This window comes from Deinococcus psychrotolerans (assembly GCF_003860465.1).
In the GTDB taxonomy this organism is placed as follows: domain Bacteria; phylum Deinococcota; class Deinococci; order Deinococcales; family Deinococcaceae; genus Deinococcus; species Deinococcus psychrotolerans.
In genome coordinates this window covers 70,559-90,662 of record NZ_CP034186.1, presented here as the reverse complement: position 1 = coordinate 90,662, position 20,104 = coordinate 70,559, and the positions used below count along the sequence as shown (strand labels likewise).

Genomic DNA, 20,104 nt, shown 5'->3' with positions numbered 1-20,104 from the left:
AGATTTCATGTCGCCCGCTTGAGTGACGCGGTGTGGGCAGGGTCGTACAGATGGCAGGCCACCTCCGGGCCGTCTTCCAACTTGAGCAGGGCGGGCCGCTCGGTGGCGCAGCGCTCAAACGCGTGCGGGCAGCGCGTGCGAAAGGCGCAGCCGCTCGGCACGTTCAGCGGGCTGGGCAACTCGCCCGTGATGGCCGGGGCCGCCGTGCGCCGCGACGGATCGAGGGTGGGCGCGGCGGCGAGAAGGGCCTGCGTATACGGATGGCGCGGAGTAGTGAAGATCGCCTGCGTATCCGACACCTCCACCACCCGGCCCAGGTACATTACCGCCACCCGGTGCGAGATGTGGCGCACCAGCCGCAAATCGTGGGCCACGAACAGCACCGTCAGGTTCAGACGTTCCTGCAACTCCAGCAGCAGGTTGACCACCTGTGCCTGTACCGACACGTCCAGCGCCGAGACCAGCTCATCGGCGATCAGGCATTCGGGTTCCAGTGCCAGAGCGCGGGCAATGCCGATGCGCTGACGCTGACCGCCAGAGAACTCGTGCGGCAGGCGTCCAGCAGCCTCGGGCGGCAGACCCACCAGTTGCAGCAGTTCGCGCACGCGGGCAGGCTGCTTAGCAGCGGGGCGCATCTTGTGAACACTCAGCGCCTCGCGCAGCACGGCTTCCACGGTCATACGCGGGTTGAGGCTGGAATAGGGGTCTTGAAAGATCATCTGCACCCGGCGGTTGTACTGACGCAATTCTGCGCCGCGTAGCGCTAGCACGTCCAGATCGCCGTAACGGACGCTGCCCCGGTCGGCGTCGTAGAGCCGCACCAATGTGCGGGCCAGCGTGGATTTACCGCAGCCGCTCTCGCCCACGATGCCCAATGTTTCGCCGCGCTGCACGGTCAGTTCCACGTCGGTCAGGGCCTGCACGGCACGCCTAGGCTGGCCTCTCCAGCGAGCCAGTAAGCTCTGTGCCACCGGAAAGGTCTTGGTGAGGTTGTGTATTTCCATCAGGGCTGGAGTGGATTTAGACAGAGGAACGGTCATACGCCCACCTCCTCAAGACTGGCTTTGAGGGCGGGCAATTCGGCGTAGTGAATGCAGGCGCTGAACCGTCCCGGCGCAACTTCCAGCAGCGGCGGCTCCGTTCCACGGCATTCATCCGTCACGTATTCGCAGCGCGGCGCGAAAGGGCAGCCCGGCGGCAACGAGCGCAAATCAGGTGGCCCGCCGGGAATCGGCTGGAGCGGGCGGCGGTGTTCCCCGGCCCCCGGCAGGCTTCGCAAGAGTCCCAGCGTGTAGGCGTGTTTGGGCGCGTGAAACAAATCATTGACACCTGCCGTCTCGACCAATCGCCCGCCGTACATCACCGCCACCCGGTCACAGGTCTGCGCCACCACGCCCAGATCGTGCGTGACCAGAATGACGCTCATGTGTAGCTCCTCGCGCAGCCTCAGCAGGAGTCTCAGAATCTGGTCCTGAATGGTCACGTCCAGCGCCGTCGTCGGCTCGTCGGCCAGCAGCAGTTGCGGCTCGGAAGCCAGCGCAATGGCGATCATGGCCCGTTGGCGCATCCCGCCGGAAAACTGGTGCGGATAATCCGATAAGCGGGCGCGGGGGCTGGGAATGCCGGTCAGGTCGAGGAGTTCGGCGGCCCGGCTCTGCGCCGCCTTGCCCCGCAAGCCCTTATGCTCGCGCAGATTCTCTTCAATTTGCTCGCCTACCGTCAGCACCGGATTGAGGGCCGACATCGGCTCCTGAAAGATCATGCTGATCTGCCCGCCGCGCACCGAGCGCAGCTTCGAGTCGGACACACCCAACAGATTCTGGCCGCTGTACTCGACGGTTCCAGTCATCTGAATCGGCGGGCGGTGCAGCCGGATCAGCGAGCGCAGGGTCACGCTCTTGCCGCTGCCCGACTCGCCCACCAAGCCCAGCACCTCGCCGGGCATCAGATCGAAGTTGACGCCGCGCACCGCGTGGAGGACGCCGCCGGGCGTGGGGATGCGGACGTTCAGATCGCGCACAGTCAGTAATGGGGCTTGTTCCTTAACAAAAGCGGTCATGCGCGGGGCCTCAGGGCGTCGGCCAGCCCGTCGCCGATCAGGCTGAAGGTCACGCCCGCCAGTGTCAGGGCCAACCCCGGAAAGGTGCTGATCCACCAAGCGGTGGCCATGAAGTTCTTGCCGTCCGAGACCATCACGCCCCACTCGGGGGTCGGCGGTTGTGCGCCCAGGCCCAGATAGCCGAGCGACGCGCCCAGCAAAATGCCGAGGCTCATGTCGGTCATCAGGTAGACGATAGCGGGCGTGACGGCATTGGGCAGCAGGTGGCGCAGCAAAATGCGCCCGGGGCTGTAGCCGAGCACCCGTCCGGCCTGCGCGTATTCGGCTTTCTTCTGCGCCATCACCTCGCCGCGTGTCAGCCGCCAGTAGCTGACCCAGCCCACCGCGCTCACCGCGATGTACATATTACTCAGGCCCGGCCCCAGCACCGACACGATGGCGATCACCAGCACCAGAAAGGGAAAGACCACCACCAGATCGGCGACGCGGCCCACCACCGCGTCGCTCCACTTGCCCAGATAGCCGGTCAGAGCACCCAGCAGCGTGCCGAAGATAAACGGAAACAGGGTCGTGAAAATGGCGATCTGCATGTCGACGCGGGTGCCGTAGATGATCCGGCTGAGAATATCGCGCCCGAAGTTGTCGGTGCCGAACACGTGCTTGGCATTCGGCCCCTGCAAGATGGCCTGATAATCAAAGTCGGTGGGACTGTAGCGGGCCAGATACTGCGGAAACAGCGCGGCCACGATCAGAATGAAGAGCAGCACCAGCCCGATCAGTAGCGTCGCTTTGGGCATCCGGCGGCGTGGGCGGGTCTGCACCTCCAGCGCGGGGGAATGCATGGTGGTCATGAGAGTTCCGCACGCGGATCAAGCCGGGCATGAATCAGGTCGGTCGCCAGGAACACCAGCGACACCAGCACCGCGAACGTCAGGGTCAGGCCCTGAACCACCGGGTAGTCGCGCCCGAAGATGGCGTCCACCATCAGCTTCCCAACGCCGGGGATGGCGAAGACCGTTTCAGTGATGACGGCCCCACCGATCAGCCCGCCGATGTTGAGACCTAGCAGGGTGACGGTGGCGATCAGGGCGTTGCGAAGGACATGGCGGGTCATGATGACGCGGCTGCGTAGCCCCTTGGCGCGGGCGAAATCCACGTATTCGGCAGTCAGCACCTCGATGACGCTGTTGCGCAGGGTGCGGACCAGCACCGCCGCCAGGTTGAGGCCCAGCGTCAGGGCGGGCAAAAACAGGTGGTAGAGGTGATCACCAAAGGTTACACCGTAGCCGCCGATGGGAAACCAGCCCAGGCGAGCGCCGAGCAGGGTCAACAGTTGCAGGCCCACGTAGAAAACCGGCAACGACAGACCCACCTGAAACACAGCCCGGATGACGCCGTCAACCCAGGTGTTGCGGCGCACGGCGGCCAGCACCGCCAGCGGCACCGCCATGAGCACACCCAGTACGGCGGCGTATACGTCCAGAAAGAGGGTGATCGGCAACCGGTCGAGCATCAGCCGCAGCACCGGCACCTTGAGGTTGATGCTCTCGCCCAAGTTGCCGTGCAGCAGTTGATTCACGAACAGGCCAAACTGCACGATCAAGGGCTTGTCCAGTCCTAACTGGCGGTTGGCACGCGCCACTCTCTCCGGGGTGGCCCGGTCACCGAGTATGGCGCTCACCGGATCGCCAGGAATGAGGTGAACAAGCACGAAGACGAGCACCATCACCGCCAGAAAGAGAGGAATGATCTGAAGAAGTCGCCGCAGAATGTAACTCGTATGCATCACATCTCACCTAAGTTTGAGTAGAGAGCCGAAAAACGCGCCACGCCTTGAATTGAGGGGAGCGTGGCGCGCGGGAAATTTGCTTCAGGCCGTTGTGGCCCGGTTCTTGTCTCTACTCTCTACTTCTCGATGCTCGTCTTCTCGAAGACGTTGTAGCCCAGTGGAATCTGATAGAAGCCCTTGACGTTCTTGGCCAGCGCCACCGGGTAGGGCGTTTCATACAGGAAAATGATGGGCGCGGCGTTGCTGTAGATGGTCTGAATCTGCTTGTAGATGGCCGCGCGTTTGGTCTTGTCGATTTCCCGCTGGCTCTGGGGAAACAGCTTCTCGATGGTGGGATCGCTGAATCCGGTGTGGGCCGCGTCCGTCTCCCCTTTTGTGGCGAAGTAACCGGTAACCTCGCTGGGATCGGCGAGGTCGTCGGTCCAGCCCCCGGTATTCATCTGGAAATCGCCAGCAGTGCGGCGGGCGACCTTGGTCGCGCTGTCGATCTGCTCAATCTTGAGGCGCACGCCCACCGCGCCCCACATCTGCTGAAGGGCCGTCGTCAGTGTCAGGTCGTTGGCACTGCCGCTGGTTGCCATAGTGGTCACATCGAAGCCGTTCTTAAAACCGGCGGCGGCCAGCAGCGCCTTGGCCTTGTCCAGATCGTAGGTGTAGCCTTTCTGTCCCTTGTCAAACAGCGGGGTGGCCGACGACATGAGCGACTTCATCGGCTTGCCGTTGCCGAAAGTGACCAGCTGAATCAGGGCCGGGCGGTTGACGGCGTAGTTGAGCGCCTGACGCACCCGCACATCTGTGAGCGGGTTGGCCGTGCCGTCCTTGAGCTTGGGACGGGTGTTCATGGCGATTTGGTTGACCTGGGTGGAGGGAAACAGCATCATATTGAGTTTGGGATTGGCCTTGAGTTCGGCCACCCGGCTGAGCGGAATGAACTCGGCACCCTGCAACTCACCGGCCTGCAACTTCAGAATGCGGGTGTTGTCGTCGGGAAGGATTTCGAAACGCAGGGTGTCAAGGTAGGGCAGGGCCTTACCGTCCTCGCCCTTTTTCCAGTAATAGGGATTGCGCTTGAGCACCATGTATGAGCCGCGCTTCCACTCGCTGAGCACGAAGGGGCCCGAGCCGATGGGCTTCTCGGCAAACGCCTTGGCCTTCTCGGCGTCGTTCTTGCCGGGCGCGGCGTCGAACAGCTTCTGCGGCATGATGGCGGTGTTGAAGGCCGCCAGCGCCGAAGGCAGAACGGGATCGGGGTGCTTGAGCGTGATGGTCACGGTGTTGCCACTGGCCGCGACGCTGGCGATCGACTCGATCAGGTTGTTCCAGGCCCCGTTGTCGGGGTTACGGGCGCGGTCGAGGTTCCACTTGACGTCAGCGGAGGTGATCGGGCTGCCGTCGGCGAACTTGATGTTGGGGCGCAGGGTCAGCGTCATGGTTAGGCCGTCTTTGGAGACGACGTAGCGGCTGGCCAGGCCCGGCTGAACGCGCTTGCCGTCAGCAGTGGGTTGCAGCAGCGTGTCGTAGAGGTTGGTCAGAATCCAGATGTCGAGGTTGGAGTCGTTGAGGACAGGATCAAGGAACTGCGAGTCGGCGTAGCGGCCATACACCATCTGGCCGCCGCGAGTAACGCCGAGGGCTTGACCGAGAGAGAGCGTGGCGGCAAGGGCAAGCGCGGCGCGGGTCAGTCTCTTCATTAGATCTCCTCTGGATTGTTCGGCTGCCGGGCAGCGGAAAGCACTTCTACAACTCTTTTGTCAAGGCACCAACAGATGAGCGGACGCACAACACGGGTTAAAGTGTTCTACAGGACTATAACACCAGAATTTGAATGGCGCAAGCAATATCAAATAACACCAGTGATTACGTTTTCAATAGAATATTAGAAGTCAATTTGATAAATATCAGAGCAAATATCGCAGCTTCGTTCCGGTCTTGTGACAGGTCGGTTCAGTGTGGCGCGGTGTTTACCGAACCGGGTCATTGCCCAGCACCTCAAGCTAGAGAGGCTTCTTTGCGGGCGCTCATTCGCGGCGGTGGTCTGCATTGCCCAAGCCGAAAAGTTGCCGTAACGGCTTGGTAATGCTTTTTGTGCAGGCTCAAGGCCAGGAGGACACTTTATGCAAGCATCATCATTCATCTTCCGGCGGCACGCTTGAGAGCCGGGCAGATCGTTCTTCCGGGTGTGCTGACCCTTTTTTTCGCGGTGCTGGGTCTGTCGTATTACGCGGGCACCCAACTTTCCGGCATTCAGGAATCCGCCGCTGTGGCCACGGCGGCTCCGGCGGGCACGGGCGGCACGGCCCTCTTTGCCGGCAACTGCGCGGGCTGTCACGGCGCAGCGGGCGGGGGCGGCATCGGCCCCAAGCTGGCGGGTTTGGTCAAACCCTGGAGCGCCGCCGAATTTGACGCTGCCGTGCTGGACGGCCACGCGCCCGGCGGACGAACCCTGAGCGCCATGATGCCGCACTTCAGAACCGCTGGCCTAGACGGTCAGCCGCCCAGCGAAGCCCAGATGGCCGATCTCTACGCCTTCGTGCGCGGCCTGTGAGCAGAGCGCAAAGTTCAACAGGAGACTTGAAATGAACGAGAAAACACCCAAAGGCACCTTGGTGGTGGTGGGCCTGGTCTTTGCCACGACCATGATTTTGTGGATGCTGGTGCTGGGCGTCGTGCAGGGCCGGAGCTAAAGATGCTCGATCATCACACCATCGAGCGCTACGAGCTCGGCTGGCTGGTGGTGGCCGTCGTCATGGTCTTGCTGATGTTCGCCGGCGTCATCGCCAGTATGATCACCGAGACGGTGCCGGGAATGTTCGGCTCGCCCGCCCGCTATATCAATCCCACCCAACTCTCGAAGACCGAGTTTGCCGCGCCGGGCCTAAAGGTTTCCCCCGACGGATCGGTGAACGCTTACATGGTGGCGCGGGCTTTTCAGTTTCAGCCCAACGTGCTGCGGGTGCCGGCCAACACGCCCGTTACGCTGCATTTCGTCGCTGCTGACGTCATTCACGGCCTGATGCTGGGTCAGGGCAATGTCAATGCCGAGCTGGTTCCCGGTCAAGTCGCCACCTTCACGCGCACCTTCAAGTCCGCTGGCACCTTTGTGAGCCAGTGCAACGAGTACTGCGGCAGCGGACACCAAACCATGAGCTTTACCTTGATCGTGGAGGCTCCCAAGTGACCACTGCCCCGCCCCCAACCGTCTCTGCGCCCGCTTCACCAGCCGAGCAGGTCTACTTCGGCCACCCCGAAAAAAAGGTCACGCTCTACTTTTTGGTGACGGGCCTGCTGATGCTGCTGATCGGCGTCGCCATCGGCCCCCTGCAAGCGCTCAACTACGCCAACATCGACGTGTATCAGTACCTGCCCTTTCTCAAATCGTATTACCAGGGCCTGTCGCTGCACGGGGTTCTCAACGCGCTGGTGTTTACCACCTACTTCATCAGCGGCCTGCTGCTCTACTTGCCCTGCCGCGCTCTGGGGGTGCGCCCGAATCTGGTGGTGGCCTGGGCCGCTTACTGGACGATGACCATAGGCGTGCTGATGGCCGCCTGGGCAGTGCTGGGCAACAACGCCACGCTGCTCTACACGTTTTACCCGCCGCTTCAGGGCAGCCCACTCTTTTACATCGGCGCGGCCTTGCTGGTGGTCGGCAGCTTGATCATCGCCGTGCAGGTGATCGTCATCTGGACTGGCTGGAAGCGCCAGCACCCCGGCGAAACCACCCCGCTGGTGGCCTACATGAGCGTGGCGACTTGGATGATGTGGGTGATCGCCTCGCTGGGCTTGGTGGTCGAGGTCGTCGTCTTTTTGATTCCCTGGTCGCTGGGCTGGACCAAGGGCGTCGATCCGCTGCTGGCCCGTACGCTGTTCTGGTACACCGGACACGCCATCGTGTATTTCTGGGTGCTGCCCGCTTATATTTCGTGGTACGCGCTGCTGCCGCGCCAAGCCGGCGGCGTAATCGCCTCGGACAGCATGGCGCGGCTTTCGTTCGTGCTGTTCTTGCTGCTCTCTACCCCGGTGGGTCTGCACCACCAGTATTCCGATACCGGACTGTCGATCGGCTGGAAGACGGTGCAGATGCTGCTAACCTTTTTGGTGGTGGTACCCTCGATGCTGACCGCTTTCAGCGTGGGCGCGTCGCTGGAACTGGCCGCACAGGCCCGTGGCGGCGGCGGCTACTTTGGCTGGACGCGCCGCCTGCCCTGGAAAGACCCGGTGTTCACGGCGCAGGTGCTGGCCATGATCTCCTTTATCCCCGGCGGCGCGGGCGGCATCGTGAACGCCAGCTTGGCTCTAGACACCGCCGTCCACAACACCGCTTGGATTCCCGGTCACTTTCACATCACGGTGGGCACCGCCACGACTTTGACCTTTTTCGCGATCAGCTTCTGGCTGCTGCCGCACCTGACCCGCAAGCCGCTGGCAAGCGTCAAAATGGCCCTCTGGTCAGCTTGGCTGTGGTTTTGGGGCATGATCATCTTCGCCGTCGGCATGCACTGGGAAGGCCTCATCGGTATTCCGCGCCGCACCTATTTCGCGGGAGCCACCGGCCTGAGCGAGATGATCAGCCGCGCTCAAGTGCCGCTGGCGCTGACCGGTATCAGCGGCATGGTGCTGGCGGTCGCCGCCGTGCTGTACTTCACGGTGATCTTCCGCACCCTGCTGGGCCGCACCCGCGTCAGCGCACAGGCCGAGGTGCCGATTCCGTTCAGTCAGTCGCTGGCCGAAGTCGAGGCCCTGGCAGGCAACGGCGGCTCGCCCAAAATCGCGGGCGCGGTGCGGGTACTCGAGCGGCTGTGGGTGTTCTTCGCGCTGGCACTGGCGCTGGTGCTGGTGATGTACCTGCCCACCTTCATCAGTTTGCTGCTCAATCCGCACCCGGTGCCGGGGTTGCGTTTGTGGTAAACGTTGCGGCTGTGGTAGTGCCTGTAGGCGGTGTAGGCCACGTCTCCAACTCTATCAGCGCCTGCAAAGTGCCGGGACATTGCCCGTCGGAGGCCAGCGGGCAGTGACGAACCTGCGGCATCGCCAGCACGGCCCCGTCATCGTGCTGGCAGATGCGCTCTCCAGCTTTGATCCGCTCGGCCAGTTGCAAAGTCTCGGGCATCGGCAAGTCGTTGACTTCTTCACGCAGAAACTTCAAAAACCGGCGGTAATGGTCTATCGACTGGTATTTGTTCTCCACCACCGACAGGCAAGTCATCAGCCGCTGGTGATACTGCTCACCCACGTAGGGATCGGCTCTCAGGGCGCGGACCATTGCCAGCACCGACAGGTCGCAGGCGTGTTCGTCGCAGTGCAGCAAGCTGAGTTCGAGATTGGCCTGCACGTAAGCGGCCTGATGCTCGCCCCGCGCCTTGATGACCCACTCCTCTCCCTCCTCGGCCAGATAATCGCCGGTGTAAAAATTGACGGCCCGCTGCAAGGCTTCCCGGCGCTGCGCGGCTGTTCCCGTTTCCGCTTGGCCGAGCGCTTGATAAAAAGCGTAGACGTCCGAGCCGTGCCACACCTCCGGGGCAAGTCGGTAGCGGCCATGCTCCTCGGACACCGCCTGCGGCATCTCCAAGCAGGTGCGTAGGCGGTGCAGGGTAACGCGGAAGCGGTTGTTGCTGGCAGCGTCGACGTCTTGCTGCCACAAATCCTCAAAAATTTGGCTGCGGGTGCGGCCTTCGGGAAAGGAAAGCAGATACAGCAGCAGTTCGCGGGCGCTCTGGGCGCTCCACTTGAGTTCAGTGCCGCCACGTGTCATGCGGGTTTGACCTAAGGTCTGAATGTGGAGGGTGATCATACGCTTCCTCCTCTGGCACACCTGACCTTGCGGTGCGCCTGTGCGCCGTCACCCGGGTGCGGGTTAGCAACCGCCGTTTCTGCGCGGTTGGTAACTCATCGTACTCTTTTTGGCTGTGGGCCGGTCTCGGGCCGGTTTTTGGGTGGCCAGAGGTCAGTTTGGGGTGTAATGCCTGGGTAACGGGCTGGGGCGAGGCTCATCAGGACGTGGAGGTCACAGATGGTGGAGGTCAACGATGGATGAATTCTTGCCTTGCCGCGCTCCGCCGCACTTGGAAAAGATCAGTCAGGTGGTGGTGCCGGTGGACTTTGGGCCGTGCAGCCTGCGGGCGGCGGCGTTCGGCGCTCACCTGACGCGGGCCTCCGGCGGCCAGGTCATGCTGATGCACGTGCTGCTTCCGGGCGAAGACGCTGAATTGGCCGAGTCGCGGCTGGCCCAGCTCGCCGGTTGGTACCGCCGCCCTCCAGTGTGCCTGATGGTGCTGGCGGCGGAGGAAGAGGTGAGCGGGAGCATTTTGGCCGCTTCGCAGGCGCGGGGCAGCCAGCTGGTGATGTTGGGCCTGCACAGCGGCCATGATCCCCGGCGGCTGCGGCTGGGCCGCGTGACCTGCGGCGTGCTGCTGGGAGCCAGCGTGCCGGTGCAGGTCATTCCGCTGGCCACCGCGCGGCCTGAACGCATAAGCGAGCTTCCAGACAAACTTCTAGGCCGCTGGCGCGAACTGGGTCAGCGCTAGCCGGGAGGCGTTGGCCTGCTGCGGGCTCCCACTTCGCTGGCCTCCACTCCACCACAGCCCAGCACCTGACAGGTAATGCTCTGGTAACGCCCCGCCGCCACACTCAGCGCATGAACACTTCCAGACCCGTCAGCGAGGTCATGACGCCCAGGCCACTTACCCTTTCGCCGTCTGCCAACCTGGCCAAAGCGGCCATGACCATGCAGACGATGCGGATCGAGCGGTTGCCGATTGTTCATCAGGGCCAACTCGTCGGCATCCTCACCGACGGCGAGGTGCGCCGCGCCCTGCCCGCTGTTCACGAGGGCCTGACGCCCTGGGAATTTGCCGTGCGGGCGGGCAGCTTACTCGTACGCCAGAGTATGCGCTTCCCGGTGCTGACGGTGGAGGAGCACAGCCCCCTGGGTGCGGCCCTCGAAATGATGGTCGAGCGCCGCATCGGAGGCGTGCCGGTGGTCAATGAGGAAGGCGCTTTGGTCGGCATTCTGACCCTGACGGACGTGCTCAAGGCTGCTGCCCAGGCCGCGCCGCTGACGTGGGGGCGGGTGGGCAATCACATGACCTCCAGCACAGTCAGTGTGGACGCTGGAGCGCTGGCGTCGGAGGGGGCCGCCCGCCTCAAAATCTCGCAGCTCCGGGTGCTGCCGGTGCTGGAAGGCGGCAGGCTGGTGGGCGTGCTGCACGAAAAGGACGTTTTCGCGGCGGTGGAGCGGGCCTCTTCGGCTCACGGCGACACGGTCATGCCTGATCAGTTCATGCTCGGCCAGCTGAAAGTCACGGACTTGATGAAACCGTCTGGCGCACAAGTCCGCAGCAGCGCCCCGGTGGAAGAAGCCATGAAAGCCATGCTCTCGGCGGACGTTCACGGTTTGCCGGTCATGGGCGAGGGCGGTCACCTGCTGGGCGTCATCACCATCAGCGACATGCTCAAAGCCATTTTGACTCAGTCGGCGCAGGAGCAGCCTGAGCTTGTTCAGCGTCCTAGTTGACCGCCCTACACGGAGCCGCGCCTGCGGCCACTTCAAGCCCAGTACTGAACGACTCGTCAAAGTGGGATTTGTCAGCGCACCCAAACGGCGCTTCTCAAAACCCTCAAATGAACTTCGGAGGCATCGCATGAACTCCCCAATTTACCTCAAGTCAGGTCAAATCAAGAACGGAATGGTGGTGCAGGCCGGCTTGGGCTGGCTGACCAAAGCAGAGCGGAAAGCTTGGTTGGCCGACAAATGAACACACCTGTGAGTCAGCCCACGCTACTGAGTCAGCATACGGTACAAAGCGGCACGCCCGCGCCGGTTATTCCGCCCTGGGTGACTGCCCTAGACCGCTGGGTAAATGAGGGCGGCTGCGGTGACGATCCCGACGACGCCGCGTGGCGCAAGCAGGCGCACCGCCCACCGCGTCAACCGGAACGGGAACGCTGATGTCCTGAGCAACTGGTACGGCGCGGCGTTCTGGAATGCTGATGAGCAGCATTACGGCTCCCCGGCATGCGCTGGCCCGGCTCCTGATTCTGATTTCGTTGGGCTTGATTCTACAGGGCCTGACTCTCCGCAAATCCGCGTTGAAGCCTTCTCCAATGACAGAAAAAAGGAGTTTGCCATGTTTGATCACATTCTCGTTCCAATTGACGGCAGCCCACTGAGTGCTCTCGCTCTGCCGGTGGCCGCCGAACTGGCCCGCTGCCACCACAGCACCTTGACCGTGCTGTACGTCGTGCCCCCGCTTCCCGTGATTTACGGCGACGCGGTCTACACCTACGATGATCCGGACGCCAGCGAACGCGCCAAGGCCGAGGGCCAGCGCCTGCTGGAAGACGCCCGCACGGCGCTTGGATCGCCCAACATCCGTTTGTTGTGCTTGGAGGGCGGCGATCCACGAACCGCTCAGGCGATCGCCGATGTGGCCGAGCAGCAGCACTGCTCGCTGGTGGTGATGGGCACGCATGGCCGCAGTGGACTGGACCGGTTTTTCCTGGGCAGCGTCGCCGAGGGCGTCATGCGCCGGATCGGGGTGCCGGTGCTGCTGGTGCGGGCCCCCAAGACCGCTGCACCAGTGACACACAAAGCCGCCGCGCAGGAGGTGGCCGGATGACCACTCCACGCCTTCAGCGGGCCAGTCCCGGCCTGCTGCGCGAACCCAATGTGTCGCGCCTGCTCTTCGCTGATCCCCGTCTCGCTCCCATCTGGGCGCTGCTGCGTATTTATGTCGGCTACGAGTGGCTGATGGCCGGCTGGGAAAAGATCACCAATCCGGCTGGAGTGTGGGTCGGCGAGAAGGCCGGAACCGCTGTCGGCGGCTTTCTGACTGGCGCACTCGCCAAGACAGGCGGCGCACATCCCGACGTGCAGGGCTGGTACGCCTGGTTTTTGCAGCACGTGGCGCTGCCCAACGCCGCCACCTTTTCGTATCTGGTGGCCTACGGCGAGGTGCTGGTGGGCGCGGCCCTGATCGTGGGGCTGTTCACCGGCATCGCAGCTTTTTTTGGCGGCGTGATGAATGCCAGTTACCTGCTGGCAGGCACCATCAGCACCAATCCGCTGCTGTTCATTCTGGCGACGTGGTTGGTGCTCGGCTGGCGCGTTGCGGGCTGGTGGGGCCTTGACCGCTGGGTTCTCGCTCTCTTTGGAGTCAGGGCTACCCCGCCAGCTGCTGAAGGGCCGAGTGCTGCGGAGCCGGCGACCGTTCGGTAGAAGAACCAGAACTGCGCCCCCGCCTGAAGCGGCCAATATCCCCTTCTTCACGGCCGCCCGCCTGAGCGTGGGCGGCTCACTGTGACTCTTGACTCTGCTGTCTGAACCCGAGTGGTCTGTGGAATGTCCTGAATGCCGAGGGCGCTGACCGGCCCTTGACCAGACTTACCCGCTCAGCTGCCACACTGCTGATACCGCCGCGCCCCGCCCTCAGTCCACTTCCGGAGGTTTACCATGACCACGCCCACGACGTCACGCTCAACCCTTTCACCGACTGAACTCCAGCATCTCGACGCTTACTGGCGGGCTGCCAACTACCTGTCGGTGGGGCAGATCTACTTGCTGGACAACCCGCTGCTGCGCGAGCCACTCACCCTGAAGCATGTCAAACCGAGGTTGCTGGGCCACTGGGGCACCACGCCGGGGCTGAATTTCATTTACGTTCACCTCAACCGCTTGATCAAGGAGCACGACCTCAGTGTGCTTTACGTCGCCGGGCCGGGTCACGGCGCTCCCGGCGTGGTCGCCAACGTCTACTTGGAAGGCAGTTATAGCGAGCTGTACCCCGATGTCGGGCCGGGTGAGGACGGCCTGCGCAAACTCTTCCGGCAGTTCTCGTTTCCCGGCGGCGTTCCCAGCCACGCTGCGCCCCAGACGCCCGGCTCGATCCACGAGGGCGGTGAACTGGGTTTCAGCCTGACCCACGCTTACGGCGCGGCCTTCGACCACCCTGATCTGCTGGTGGCCTGCGTGATCGGCGACGGCGAGGCCGAGACCGGGCCGCTGGCCGCCAGCTGGCATGGCAACAAGTTTCTGAACGCCCGCACCGACGGCGCGGTGCTGCCGATCTTGCACCTGAACGGTTATAAGATCGCCAACCCGACCGTGCTGGCCCGCCTCAGCCATGCAGAACTCGACACCCTGCTGCGCGGCTACGGCCACACGCCGTACTACGTGGAGGGCGACGAGCCGGCTTTGATGCACGAGCAGATGGCCCGGACGCTGGAGCAGGTTTACGCCGACATCTCCGCCATCCAGCGCCGCGCCCGCGTGGACGGCGTGCAGGAGCGCCCCGCCTGGCCGATGATCGTGCTGAGAAGCCCCAAGGGCTGGACTGGCCCGAAGGTGGTCGATGGCCTGCCAGTCGAGGGCACCTGGCGTGCTCATCAGGTGCCGCTCGCCGGTCTGAGCGATTCCCCGGAACACCTGCGGCAGCTCGAAGAATGGCTGCTCAGCTACCGCCCCGAGGAACTCTTTGACAAAGCCGGTGTGCTGCGCCCGGAACTGGCGGCGCTGGCTCCATCCGGCGAGCGGCGCATGGGTATGAACCCGGTATCCAACGGCGGCCTTATGCCACGTGACCTCGATTTTCCTGACTTCCGCGACTACGAACTGGCCGTGCCTCAGCCCGGTGTGGTGGACGGCGAGTCTACACGGGTGCTCGGCACGTTTCTGAAGGGTGTCATGGAACGCAACATGAACATCTTCCGGCTGTTCGGCCCCGATGAGACGGCCTCCAACCGCTTAGACGGCGTGTATGCCGCCAGCGGCAAGACCTGGGAAGAACCGCAGCTCAGCACCGATCTTCACCTCTCCCCGGACGGGCGGGTGATGGAGGTGCTGAGCGAGCACCTGTGCGAGGGCTGGCTGGAAGGCTACACCCTGACGGGACGCCACGGGTTGTTCTCCTGCTACGAAGCGTTTATTCATGTGGTGGACTCGATGGTCGGGCAGCATGCCAAGTGGCTCGGCACCAGCCGGGAGATTTCCTGGCGTCGTCCGGTGCCGTCCCTGAACATCTTGCTCACCTCGCACGTCTGGCGGCAGGATCACAACGGCTCCTCGCATCAGGATCCCGGCTTTATCGATTTGATGGTGAACAAAGCGCCTGCCGTGGTGCGGGTTTACCTGCCGCCTGACGCCAATACGCTGCTGTCGGTGACCGATCACTGCCTGCGCAGCCGCGAATATGTCAACGTGATCGTGGCGGGCAAGCAGCCTGAACTTCAATGGCTCAACATGGCCGACGCTGCCAAGCACTGCGCGGCCGGGTTGGGTGTCTGGGCCTGGGCCAGCAATGACCGGGGCGACACGCCCGACGTGGTGATGGCCTGCGCGGGCGACGTGCCGACCCTGGAGACGCTCGCGGCGGTGAGTCTGCTGCGCAAAGCCTTCCCTGAGCTGAAAATCCGAGTGGTGAATGTGGTTGACCTGATGACGCTGCAACCGCAGATCGAGCATCCCCATGGGCTGTCCGACGCGGCCTTTGACGAGGTCTTCACCACGGACGTACCGATCATCTTCGCGTATCACGGCTACCCCTGGCTGATTCACCGCCTGACCTACCGCCGCGCTGGACACCGCAATCTGCACGTCCACGGCTACAAGGGAGAGGGCACGACCACCACCCCCTTCGACATGACCGTGCTCAACGACCTCGACCGCTTCCACCTGGCCCTTGCCGTGATTAACCGTGTGCCTCATCTCAAGGACGCGGGTGCAGACGTCAGGCAACAGCTTCTCGCCAAGCTCGCCGAGCATCACGCTTACGTGCGTGCCACTGGGGACGACCTTCCCGACGTGAAGAATTGGCGCTGGGCTGAGAGCTGAGAGAGCCTTGGGTGCCGAGCTGACGCCCAACTCAAAGCCTCTGTTTTGTCTCTTCGACGTGTTGGTGGCTACCGGCAATCAACGGGAGTGTTTGGGGGGCTGGCTGGCTGAGCGTGCTTTTGGCTTAGCCAGCCAGCCCCCATAAAGCCTCTAGGCAACTCGGCTCCGTAGTGCGCGGCCAGCGATGATTTCGGAAAAGGCGATGGCCCCCACGCCGAGCAGCAGGTGAAAGACTTGAATCACCCAGTGCTGATCGCCGGGCAGCAATTTGAGCTGCATACTGCCGATGGCCGGGACGACCAAGCTCCAGATGATGGCGGTGATCAACAGGCCCGGCGCGACGCCTTGTCTGAATCCGAGAATCGCCAGCAGCAGCAGCCCGAGAGAAACGAGGTAGCCCAGACCTTGGTGGGCACTCAGCAGGGCGTAGCCGCTCCCACCCCAGAAAATGAGGCCCATCCCAAGGGCGGCGACACCAGCGATACGGACGATCCAGCGCAGAACGGTGATGGGGGTTTTCATGTCCAAACTCCTTGAAGAGGCAAATGAGCAACGCGGTGGTGGAATGTTGAGATCAGAGAGAAGCACTGCCAGCAGAAAAGGGGCGCACGCGCTTACGGTCGGAGCTGAGCGCTGACGGTGCTCACCGCTCGGTCACACAAATCCAGCACCCGTTTATTATGGGTGACCACCGACCATGAAGGTGGCCTTGCCGTGTGCGTGTATCGCCCGCTCACAGAAAGAACCGTGAGGCTGTTCCAACTCCACTTGGTGCCGTGAAGGCACAGACCCATTTGCCCAGCAGCATTGCGGCTAACATAACGGGCAACAAGTGGAGGAACTATGGAGCGTCTGGACGTTTTGAATGGTCTGCGTGAAGCCCGTTTTCTGGGTGAGCGAGCGGCCCTCGCAACGGTGGTTAATGTGATTGGCAGTGCTTACCGTCGTGAAGGCACCGTGATGTTGGTTCGGGCTGACGGCACGTACACTTGCCTCGTTTCGGGCGGCTGCCTCGAAGGTGAAATCGTTTTTCTGGCGCAGGAAGTGATGCGTTCCGGTGAGGCACGCTTGCAGCGCTACAACCTCGATGAGGAGCGGATGTTTGGCTTGGGCATCGGCTGTGCGGGTGAAATGGATATTTATATCGAGGCGGCCAACCCAGCTGATCCCCTCCAGCAGCGCTGGCACCAGACTTGGGAGAACTTCGAACTGGCCGCGCAGTTGACTTGCCTCAGCGGCTCAGGAGCGCGGACTATTCTCACGCCACTGGAAGTCTACGGGTCGCTCGGCGCGGTGCAGGAGCAGGCCGAAGTCCTGATGCGCCAGCGGCTGGCCTCGCCCCAACCCAAGGCTGGCTTGGTCGAGCTAGGCGGACTGACCTACTTTTTAGATGTGAATATCCCGCCGCCCGAACTGCTGCTGTTTGGAGCCGCGCACGATAGCCAAGCGGTGGTGCGCCTCGCCTGCGAATCGGGCTTTCGAGTCCGGGTGGTGGATATGCGGGCGGGGTTGCTCACACCAGAGCGCTTTCCCGGCGCGTCCCTCTCCCCCCTTACGCCGGAGCAGTTTTCCCAGTTGTCCATTGGGCCGCGCAGCTTTGTCGTCGTCATGAACCATCATTTTCTTCTCGATCTGGCCAGTCTGCGGCGTGCTCTACAGTCTGAGGCTCCCTTTATCGGGTTGCTGGGGCCACGCAGCCGCCTCGACAAACTGGCTGCCAATGCTCAAGATGAAGGATTGCCCCTTACTCCAGCCGAACTGAGCCGTATTCGCAACCCGCTGGGCCTTGCCATTGGTGCCGACACCACCACCGAGGTGGCCATCAGCGTCGTCGCCGAGTTGTTGGCAGCCAGCCGGGGATTTTCGGGCGGGCCGCTTGATGGACATCAAGGCAAAATTCATTCGCCAGCACTGGCGTCAGAAGCCTAGTTTAATGTGGAAGTTAAAGCCAGTAAGAATATATATAACAATCAGTCTAAGATCTTGACAATCGCCACTGATTTGATTTTGGTAGCCTCGGGGATACTCAAAGTCATTGGCAGTAGAAGTCAACTAGAGGTAGACACATTACGGGGTGCGGATGCCTTAGCCTAAGCACGTCATTTAAGGCCAGGCGAAGCTGAAAATAAGCTGACCAAGTACGACCAGCACGGTATATAACCACAGGGTATGCGACCCATAGTGGAAAAGAGTCACTTGAATACGTGTGTAGAAGTGGAAATAAGAAGAAAAGTATATATTCCAGAAGTTTGAGCCAAGCAAGATCATAAAAATTTCAATGAAGGCGACAGAGTGGACACAGAGTAAACGTCGCCCTTTTCTATCTTTTACCTTAATGCAGTGGAAAGCTCACTCGCGCTTCCAGACGCGGCACTGCGCCGACCCGCAGCACGCCTTCCACCGTCGTGGCGCTGCTAAGCGTGGTGCCCAGAATGCCGTGAACATTGGCCAAAAAGATCGGTGAAAGCACGATGCCCGGAAAGCTGCTGCCGTGATCTACAAAATCGAAAGCCACGCCCGAACCCGCGCCCAGACCGACATAAAAGGCATCGTAGCGCTTAATAAGGGACACCATCCAGCAAAATATCAGGCACACCACCTAAATTCAGATTACCTTCCACACTGCCGCGCAGCCGCAGATCACCAGCAGCGTTGAGGGGCGTCTCAACTGTTGTATGAGCGCCAAAGCCGACTGAACCCAGCGTGGCATTGGCCTGAAGTCCCAAACTGACTTGGGCGGCCTGAGCGGGAAGTGCCAAGACACCCAACACAGCAAAAGAAACCAGCAAGCGGTGGCCAGTAGAAGAAAATGACATTTCGTCATTCTAAAGAACTCGGGGTGACGCCGCCGCTATACCTCAGCGTTACCTGCGCCTTTTAAGCTGCCAGCCGTGCCATTTCCTTTTTTGAGCAGTCCAGATTCACAAACCCACTCCCCGCTGGGCCATTCCCCACTGAGCAAAGTCGCATCCATCACCGCATCATTTTGGATCATTAAAGTGCTGAGCACTGGCATGGGCGAGACCGCTTCGGATTTTCTGGCGCACCGCTTGGGGCCGCTGCCCGCCGTCGCCTTGACCGGCAGTGTCTTTGTGGTTGCCCTATCGCTGCAACTGCAGGCAAAACGCTACGCCGCGCTGCTGTACTGGTTTGCCGTCATCATGGTCAGCGTCTTCGGTACGCTGGCCGCCGACGCCGTGCATGTGGGCTTCGGGGTGCCGTATTGGGCTTCTACGGTTGGTTTTTTGCTGGCGCTTGGAATGATCTTTACTCTCTGGCAGCGCTTAGAGGGCACGCTATCTATTCACAGCGTCACCACCCGCCGCCGCGAACTGTTTTACTGGGCTGCCGTGCTGGCGACGTTTGCGCTAGGCACCGCCGCCGGAGATTTTACGGCCCGCACGCTGGGGCTGGGCTGGCTCATCTCCGGCCTGTTGTTTGCGGCGTTGATAGCCTTACCTGTCTTGTTGCGCGTGCGGCTTAAGCTCAGCCCCGTGCTGGCCTTTTGGTGGGCCTACGTCATCACACGGCCTGTCGGCGCTTCATTTGCCGATTGGGTGGCGGTGACGCACAGTCAAGGTGGACTCGGTTTGGGCACCGGCGTCGTGACCTTGGGCCTGAGCGGTTTAATCTTGGTTTTCATGCTGGTCAGCGCAGCGCATAAAAGCCATTCTTCTGCAACAAGTGAAGCGCTGACGCCAGCGGATTAGCGCTCTATACTTTCTCTTTACCGTGCTATACGGCGTTTATACCAATATGTTCTACCTTGGGCCTACGCGAAAAAACACCTATCTTCGCGCTACAAGGAGAACACACCATGAACAAGCCAACCAAGAACGCTTTGCTGTCCCTCACCGTCTTGACCGCCCTCGCCGCGCCGCTGGCCGGATACGCCTTCGCCCAAACCAGCTCAGCGCCGGGTGTTAAGTTGATGACCCTCGCCCAAGCCGCTCAGCCCACCAAACCTGAAATGGCCGACACCGAAACCAACGACGGCCCCGACACCCAAGAAGCCACCATCAAAGGCAGCATTGCCCTACCCGCCGAGGCCGCCGGAGCCGAAGTGCCGGACGCTCAGGAGCAAAGCCAGTATCAAGCCCTCGCCAAAATCAGCGCCGCGCAGGCCAGCGCTACCGCGCAGGCCAAAGTACCCGGCGCAGTCCGCAGCGTGATGCTCGAAGACCAAGACGGTTTCTTGGTGTACACGGTCAAGATTGGCAACATGGAAGTGACCGTGGACGCGGGCAACGGCCAAGTGCTGGGTCAGAGCGCCGCCGACGCTGAAGGTATGGATACTGGAATGGAGAGCGGCACCGAAACCAGCGACTAACCTTCCTCGCATTCCCCCCGTAAGAGAGGCGCTCCCAGTGGGAGCGCTTTTTTCTTGTTTCCCTGCCTTGCCTTCGTCGCTATACCGTTTTTATACCTT

General features: G+C 62.0%; 21 protein-coding genes. 12 read left to right on the top strand and 9 right to left on the bottom strand.

The genetic code is table 11. The annotated features are described in order from the left end of the window. Positions 1-5 precede the first annotated feature (5 nt). The 5 genes from EHF33_RS18400 to EHF33_RS18380 all read right to left on the bottom strand — a co-directional run bounded on the left by EHF33_RS18400 (position 6) and on the right by EHF33_RS18380 (position 5,539). Entirely contained in the window at positions 6-1,040 is a 1,035-nt protein-coding gene (locus tag EHF33_RS18400; RefSeq protein WP_420889979.1) for an ABC transporter ATP-binding protein, read from the bottom strand. Beyond that, complete coding sequence (locus EHF33_RS18395) at positions 1,037-2,059, bottom strand: ABC transporter ATP-binding protein (protein WP_124874956.1); 1,023 nt, start codon at positions 2,057-2,059, stop codon at positions 1,037-1,039. The genes EHF33_RS18400 and EHF33_RS18395 overlap by 4 nt, the downstream gene beginning before the upstream one ends. Next, complete coding sequence (locus tag EHF33_RS18390) at positions 2,056-2,910, bottom strand: ABC transporter permease (RefSeq protein WP_124874954.1); 855 nt, start codon at positions 2,908-2,910, stop codon at positions 2,056-2,058. The genes EHF33_RS18395 and EHF33_RS18390 overlap by 4 nt, the downstream gene beginning before the upstream one ends. Next, the gene (locus EHF33_RS18385) at positions 2,907-3,845 is read right to left on the bottom strand and encodes an ABC transporter permease (protein WP_124874952.1); all 939 of its coding nucleotides are present in this window, start codon (positions 3,843-3,845) and stop codon (positions 2,907-2,909) included. Before EHF33_RS18385 ends, EHF33_RS18390 begins: the two co-directional genes overlap by 4 nt. Before the next feature lie 119 nt (positions 3,846-3,964). Further along, on the bottom strand, positions 3,965-5,539 hold the full coding sequence (locus EHF33_RS18380; protein WP_124874950.1) for an ABC transporter substrate-binding protein: 1,575 nt from the start codon (positions 5,537-5,539) through the stop codon (positions 3,965-3,967). Positions 5,540-6,027: 488 nt separating this feature from the next. On the opposite strand from EHF33_RS18380, the gene EHF33_RS18375 reads away from it, so the two are divergent. From EHF33_RS18375 to EHF33_RS18365, 3 genes are all read left to right on the top strand, one after another. Next, positions 6,028-6,393, top strand: a complete 366-nt coding sequence (locus EHF33_RS18375) for a c-type cytochrome (protein WP_164473610.1) — start codon at positions 6,028-6,030, stop codon at positions 6,391-6,393. Between the two features lie 141 nt (positions 6,394-6,534). Further along, entirely contained in the window at positions 6,535-7,026 is a 492-nt protein-coding gene (locus EHF33_RS18370) for a cupredoxin domain-containing protein (RefSeq protein ID WP_124874946.1), read from the top strand. Next, a complete protein-coding gene (locus EHF33_RS18365) occupies positions 7,023-8,756 on the top strand; it encodes a cbb3-type cytochrome c oxidase subunit I (protein ID WP_124874944.1) in 1,734 nt (577 codons plus the stop codon). The genes EHF33_RS18370 and EHF33_RS18365 overlap by 4 nt, the downstream gene beginning before the upstream one ends. On the opposite strand, the gene EHF33_RS18360 is transcribed toward EHF33_RS18365, so the two are convergent. Then, the gene (locus EHF33_RS18360) at positions 8,719-9,639 is read right to left on the bottom strand and encodes an AfsR/SARP family transcriptional regulator (protein ID WP_124874942.1); all 921 of its coding nucleotides are present in this window, start codon (positions 9,637-9,639) and stop codon (positions 8,719-8,721) included. The genes EHF33_RS18365 and EHF33_RS18360 overlap by 38 nt on opposite strands. A gap of 235 nt (positions 9,640-9,874) precedes the next feature. Between EHF33_RS18360 and EHF33_RS18355 the strand changes: the two genes are divergently transcribed. The 6 genes from EHF33_RS18355 (at position 9,875) to EHF33_RS18335 (ending at position 15,675) form a co-directional block, all read left to right on the top strand. Continuing rightward, entirely contained in the window at positions 9,875-10,372 is a 498-nt protein-coding gene (locus EHF33_RS18355) for a universal stress protein (RefSeq protein ID WP_124874940.1), read from the top strand. A gap of 110 nt (positions 10,373-10,482) precedes the next feature. Continuing rightward, the gene (locus tag EHF33_RS18350) at positions 10,483-11,361 is read left to right on the top strand and encodes a CBS domain-containing protein (protein ID WP_124874938.1); all 879 of its coding nucleotides are present in this window, start codon (positions 10,483-10,485) and stop codon (positions 11,359-11,361) included. Positions 11,362-11,610: 249 nt separating this feature from the next. Continuing rightward, entirely contained in the window at positions 11,611-11,796 is a 186-nt protein-coding gene (locus tag EHF33_RS21225) for a hypothetical protein (RefSeq protein WP_164473609.1), read from the top strand. 178 nt (positions 11,797-11,974) lie between these two features. Further along, on the top strand, positions 11,975-12,466 hold the full coding sequence (locus EHF33_RS21220; protein ID WP_164473608.1) for a universal stress protein: 492 nt from the start codon (positions 11,975-11,977) through the stop codon (positions 12,464-12,466). Further along, a complete protein-coding gene (locus EHF33_RS18340; RefSeq protein ID WP_124874934.1) occupies positions 12,463-13,065 on the top strand; it encodes a DoxX family protein in 603 nt (200 codons plus the stop codon). The genes EHF33_RS21220 and EHF33_RS18340 overlap by 4 nt, the downstream gene beginning before the upstream one ends. A gap of 234 nt (positions 13,066-13,299) precedes the next feature. Continuing rightward, positions 13,300-15,675, top strand: a complete 2,376-nt coding sequence (locus EHF33_RS18335; protein ID WP_124874932.1) for a phosphoketolase family protein — start codon at positions 13,300-13,302, stop codon at positions 15,673-15,675. Between the two features lie 150 nt (positions 15,676-15,825). Here EHF33_RS18335 and EHF33_RS18330 read toward each other — a convergent pair whose 3' ends face one another. Beyond that, complete coding sequence (locus EHF33_RS18330; RefSeq protein ID WP_124874930.1) at positions 15,826-16,197, bottom strand: hypothetical protein; 372 nt, start codon at positions 16,195-16,197, stop codon at positions 15,826-15,828. 321 nt (positions 16,198-16,518) lie between these two features. Here EHF33_RS18330 and EHF33_RS18325 point away from each other — a divergent pair, with 321 nt between their 5' ends. Next, positions 16,519-17,604, top strand: coding sequence for an XdhC family protein (locus EHF33_RS18325; RefSeq protein ID WP_124874928.1), 1,086 nt, complete (start codon positions 16,519-16,521; stop codon positions 17,602-17,604). A gap of 403 nt (positions 17,605-18,007) precedes the next feature. Here the strand turns inward: EHF33_RS18325 and EHF33_RS18320 are convergent, their stop codons facing one another. Beyond that, positions 18,008-18,250: a hypothetical protein gene (locus EHF33_RS18320; protein WP_124874926.1), complete on the bottom strand. Its 243-nt coding sequence runs from the start codon at positions 18,248-18,250 to the stop codon at positions 18,008-18,010. Beyond that, positions 18,234-18,491: a hypothetical protein gene (locus EHF33_RS18315; protein ID WP_124874924.1), complete on the bottom strand. Its 258-nt coding sequence runs from the start codon at positions 18,489-18,491 to the stop codon at positions 18,234-18,236. Before EHF33_RS18315 ends, EHF33_RS18320 begins: the two co-directional genes overlap by 17 nt. Positions 18,492-18,566: 75 nt before the next feature. On the opposite strand from EHF33_RS18315, the gene EHF33_RS18310 reads away from it, so the two are divergent. Continuing rightward, a complete protein-coding gene (locus EHF33_RS18310; RefSeq protein WP_338135050.1) occupies positions 18,567-19,385 on the top strand; it encodes a COG4705 family protein in 819 nt (272 codons plus the stop codon). Positions 19,386-19,492: 107 nt separating this feature from the next. After that, positions 19,493-20,005, top strand: a complete 513-nt coding sequence (locus EHF33_RS18305; RefSeq protein ID WP_124874920.1) for a PepSY domain-containing protein — start codon at positions 19,493-19,495, stop codon at positions 20,003-20,005. Positions 20,006-20,104 lie beyond the last annotated feature (99 nt).

Bases quoted from the DNA above. Each gene is read 5' to 3' on its own strand.
- EHF33_RS18400 (WP_420889979.1), bottom strand. From the start codon at position 1,040: ATGACCGTTCCTCTGTCTAAATCCACTCCAGCCCTGATGGAAATACAC.
- EHF33_RS18395 (WP_124874956.1), bottom strand. From the start codon at position 2,059: ATGACCGCTTTTGTTAAGGAACAAGCCCCATTACTGACTGTGCGCGAT.
- EHF33_RS18390 (WP_124874954.1), bottom strand. From the start codon at position 2,910: ATGACCACCATGCATTCCCCCGCGCTGGAGGTGCAGACCCGCCCACGC.
- EHF33_RS18385 (WP_124874952.1), bottom strand. From the start codon at position 3,845: ATGCATACGAGTTACATTCTGCGGCGACTTCTTCAGATCATTCCTCTC.
- EHF33_RS18380 (WP_124874950.1), bottom strand. From the start codon at position 5,539: ATGAAGAGACTGACCCGCGCCGCGCTTGCCCTTGCCGCCACGCTCTCT.
- EHF33_RS18370 (WP_124874946.1), top strand. From the start codon at position 6,535: ATGCTCGATCATCACACCATCGAGCGCTACGAGCTCGGCTGGCTGGTG.
- EHF33_RS18360 (WP_124874942.1), bottom strand. From the start codon at position 9,639: ATGATCACCCTCCACATTCAGACCTTAGGTCAAACCCGCATGACACGT.
- EHF33_RS18355 (WP_124874940.1), top strand. From the start codon at position 9,875: ATGGATGAATTCTTGCCTTGCCGCGCTCCGCCGCACTTGGAAAAGATC.
- EHF33_RS18350 (WP_124874938.1), top strand. From the start codon at position 10,483: ATGAACACTTCCAGACCCGTCAGCGAGGTCATGACGCCCAGGCCACTT.
- EHF33_RS21220 (WP_164473608.1), top strand. From the start codon at position 11,975: ATGTTTGATCACATTCTCGTTCCAATTGACGGCAGCCCACTGAGTGCT.
- EHF33_RS18340 (WP_124874934.1), top strand. From the start codon at position 12,463: ATGACCACTCCACGCCTTCAGCGGGCCAGTCCCGGCCTGCTGCGCGAA.
- EHF33_RS18335 (WP_124874932.1), top strand. From the start codon at position 13,300: ATGACCACGCCCACGACGTCACGCTCAACCCTTTCACCGACTGAACTC.
- EHF33_RS18330 (WP_124874930.1), bottom strand. From the start codon at position 16,197: ATGAAAACCCCCATCACCGTTCTGCGCTGGATCGTCCGTATCGCTGGT.
- EHF33_RS18325 (WP_124874928.1), top strand. From the start codon at position 16,519: ATGGAGCGTCTGGACGTTTTGAATGGTCTGCGTGAAGCCCGTTTTCTG.
- EHF33_RS18320 (WP_124874926.1), bottom strand. From the start codon at position 18,250: ATGGTGTCCCTTATTAAGCGCTACGATGCCTTTTATGTCGGTCTGGGC.
- EHF33_RS18315 (WP_124874924.1), bottom strand. From the start codon at position 18,491: ATGTCATTTTCTTCTACTGGCCACCGCTTGCTGGTTTCTTTTGCTGTG.
- EHF33_RS18305 (WP_124874920.1), top strand. From the start codon at position 19,493: ATGAACAAGCCAACCAAGAACGCTTTGCTGTCCCTCACCGTCTTGACC.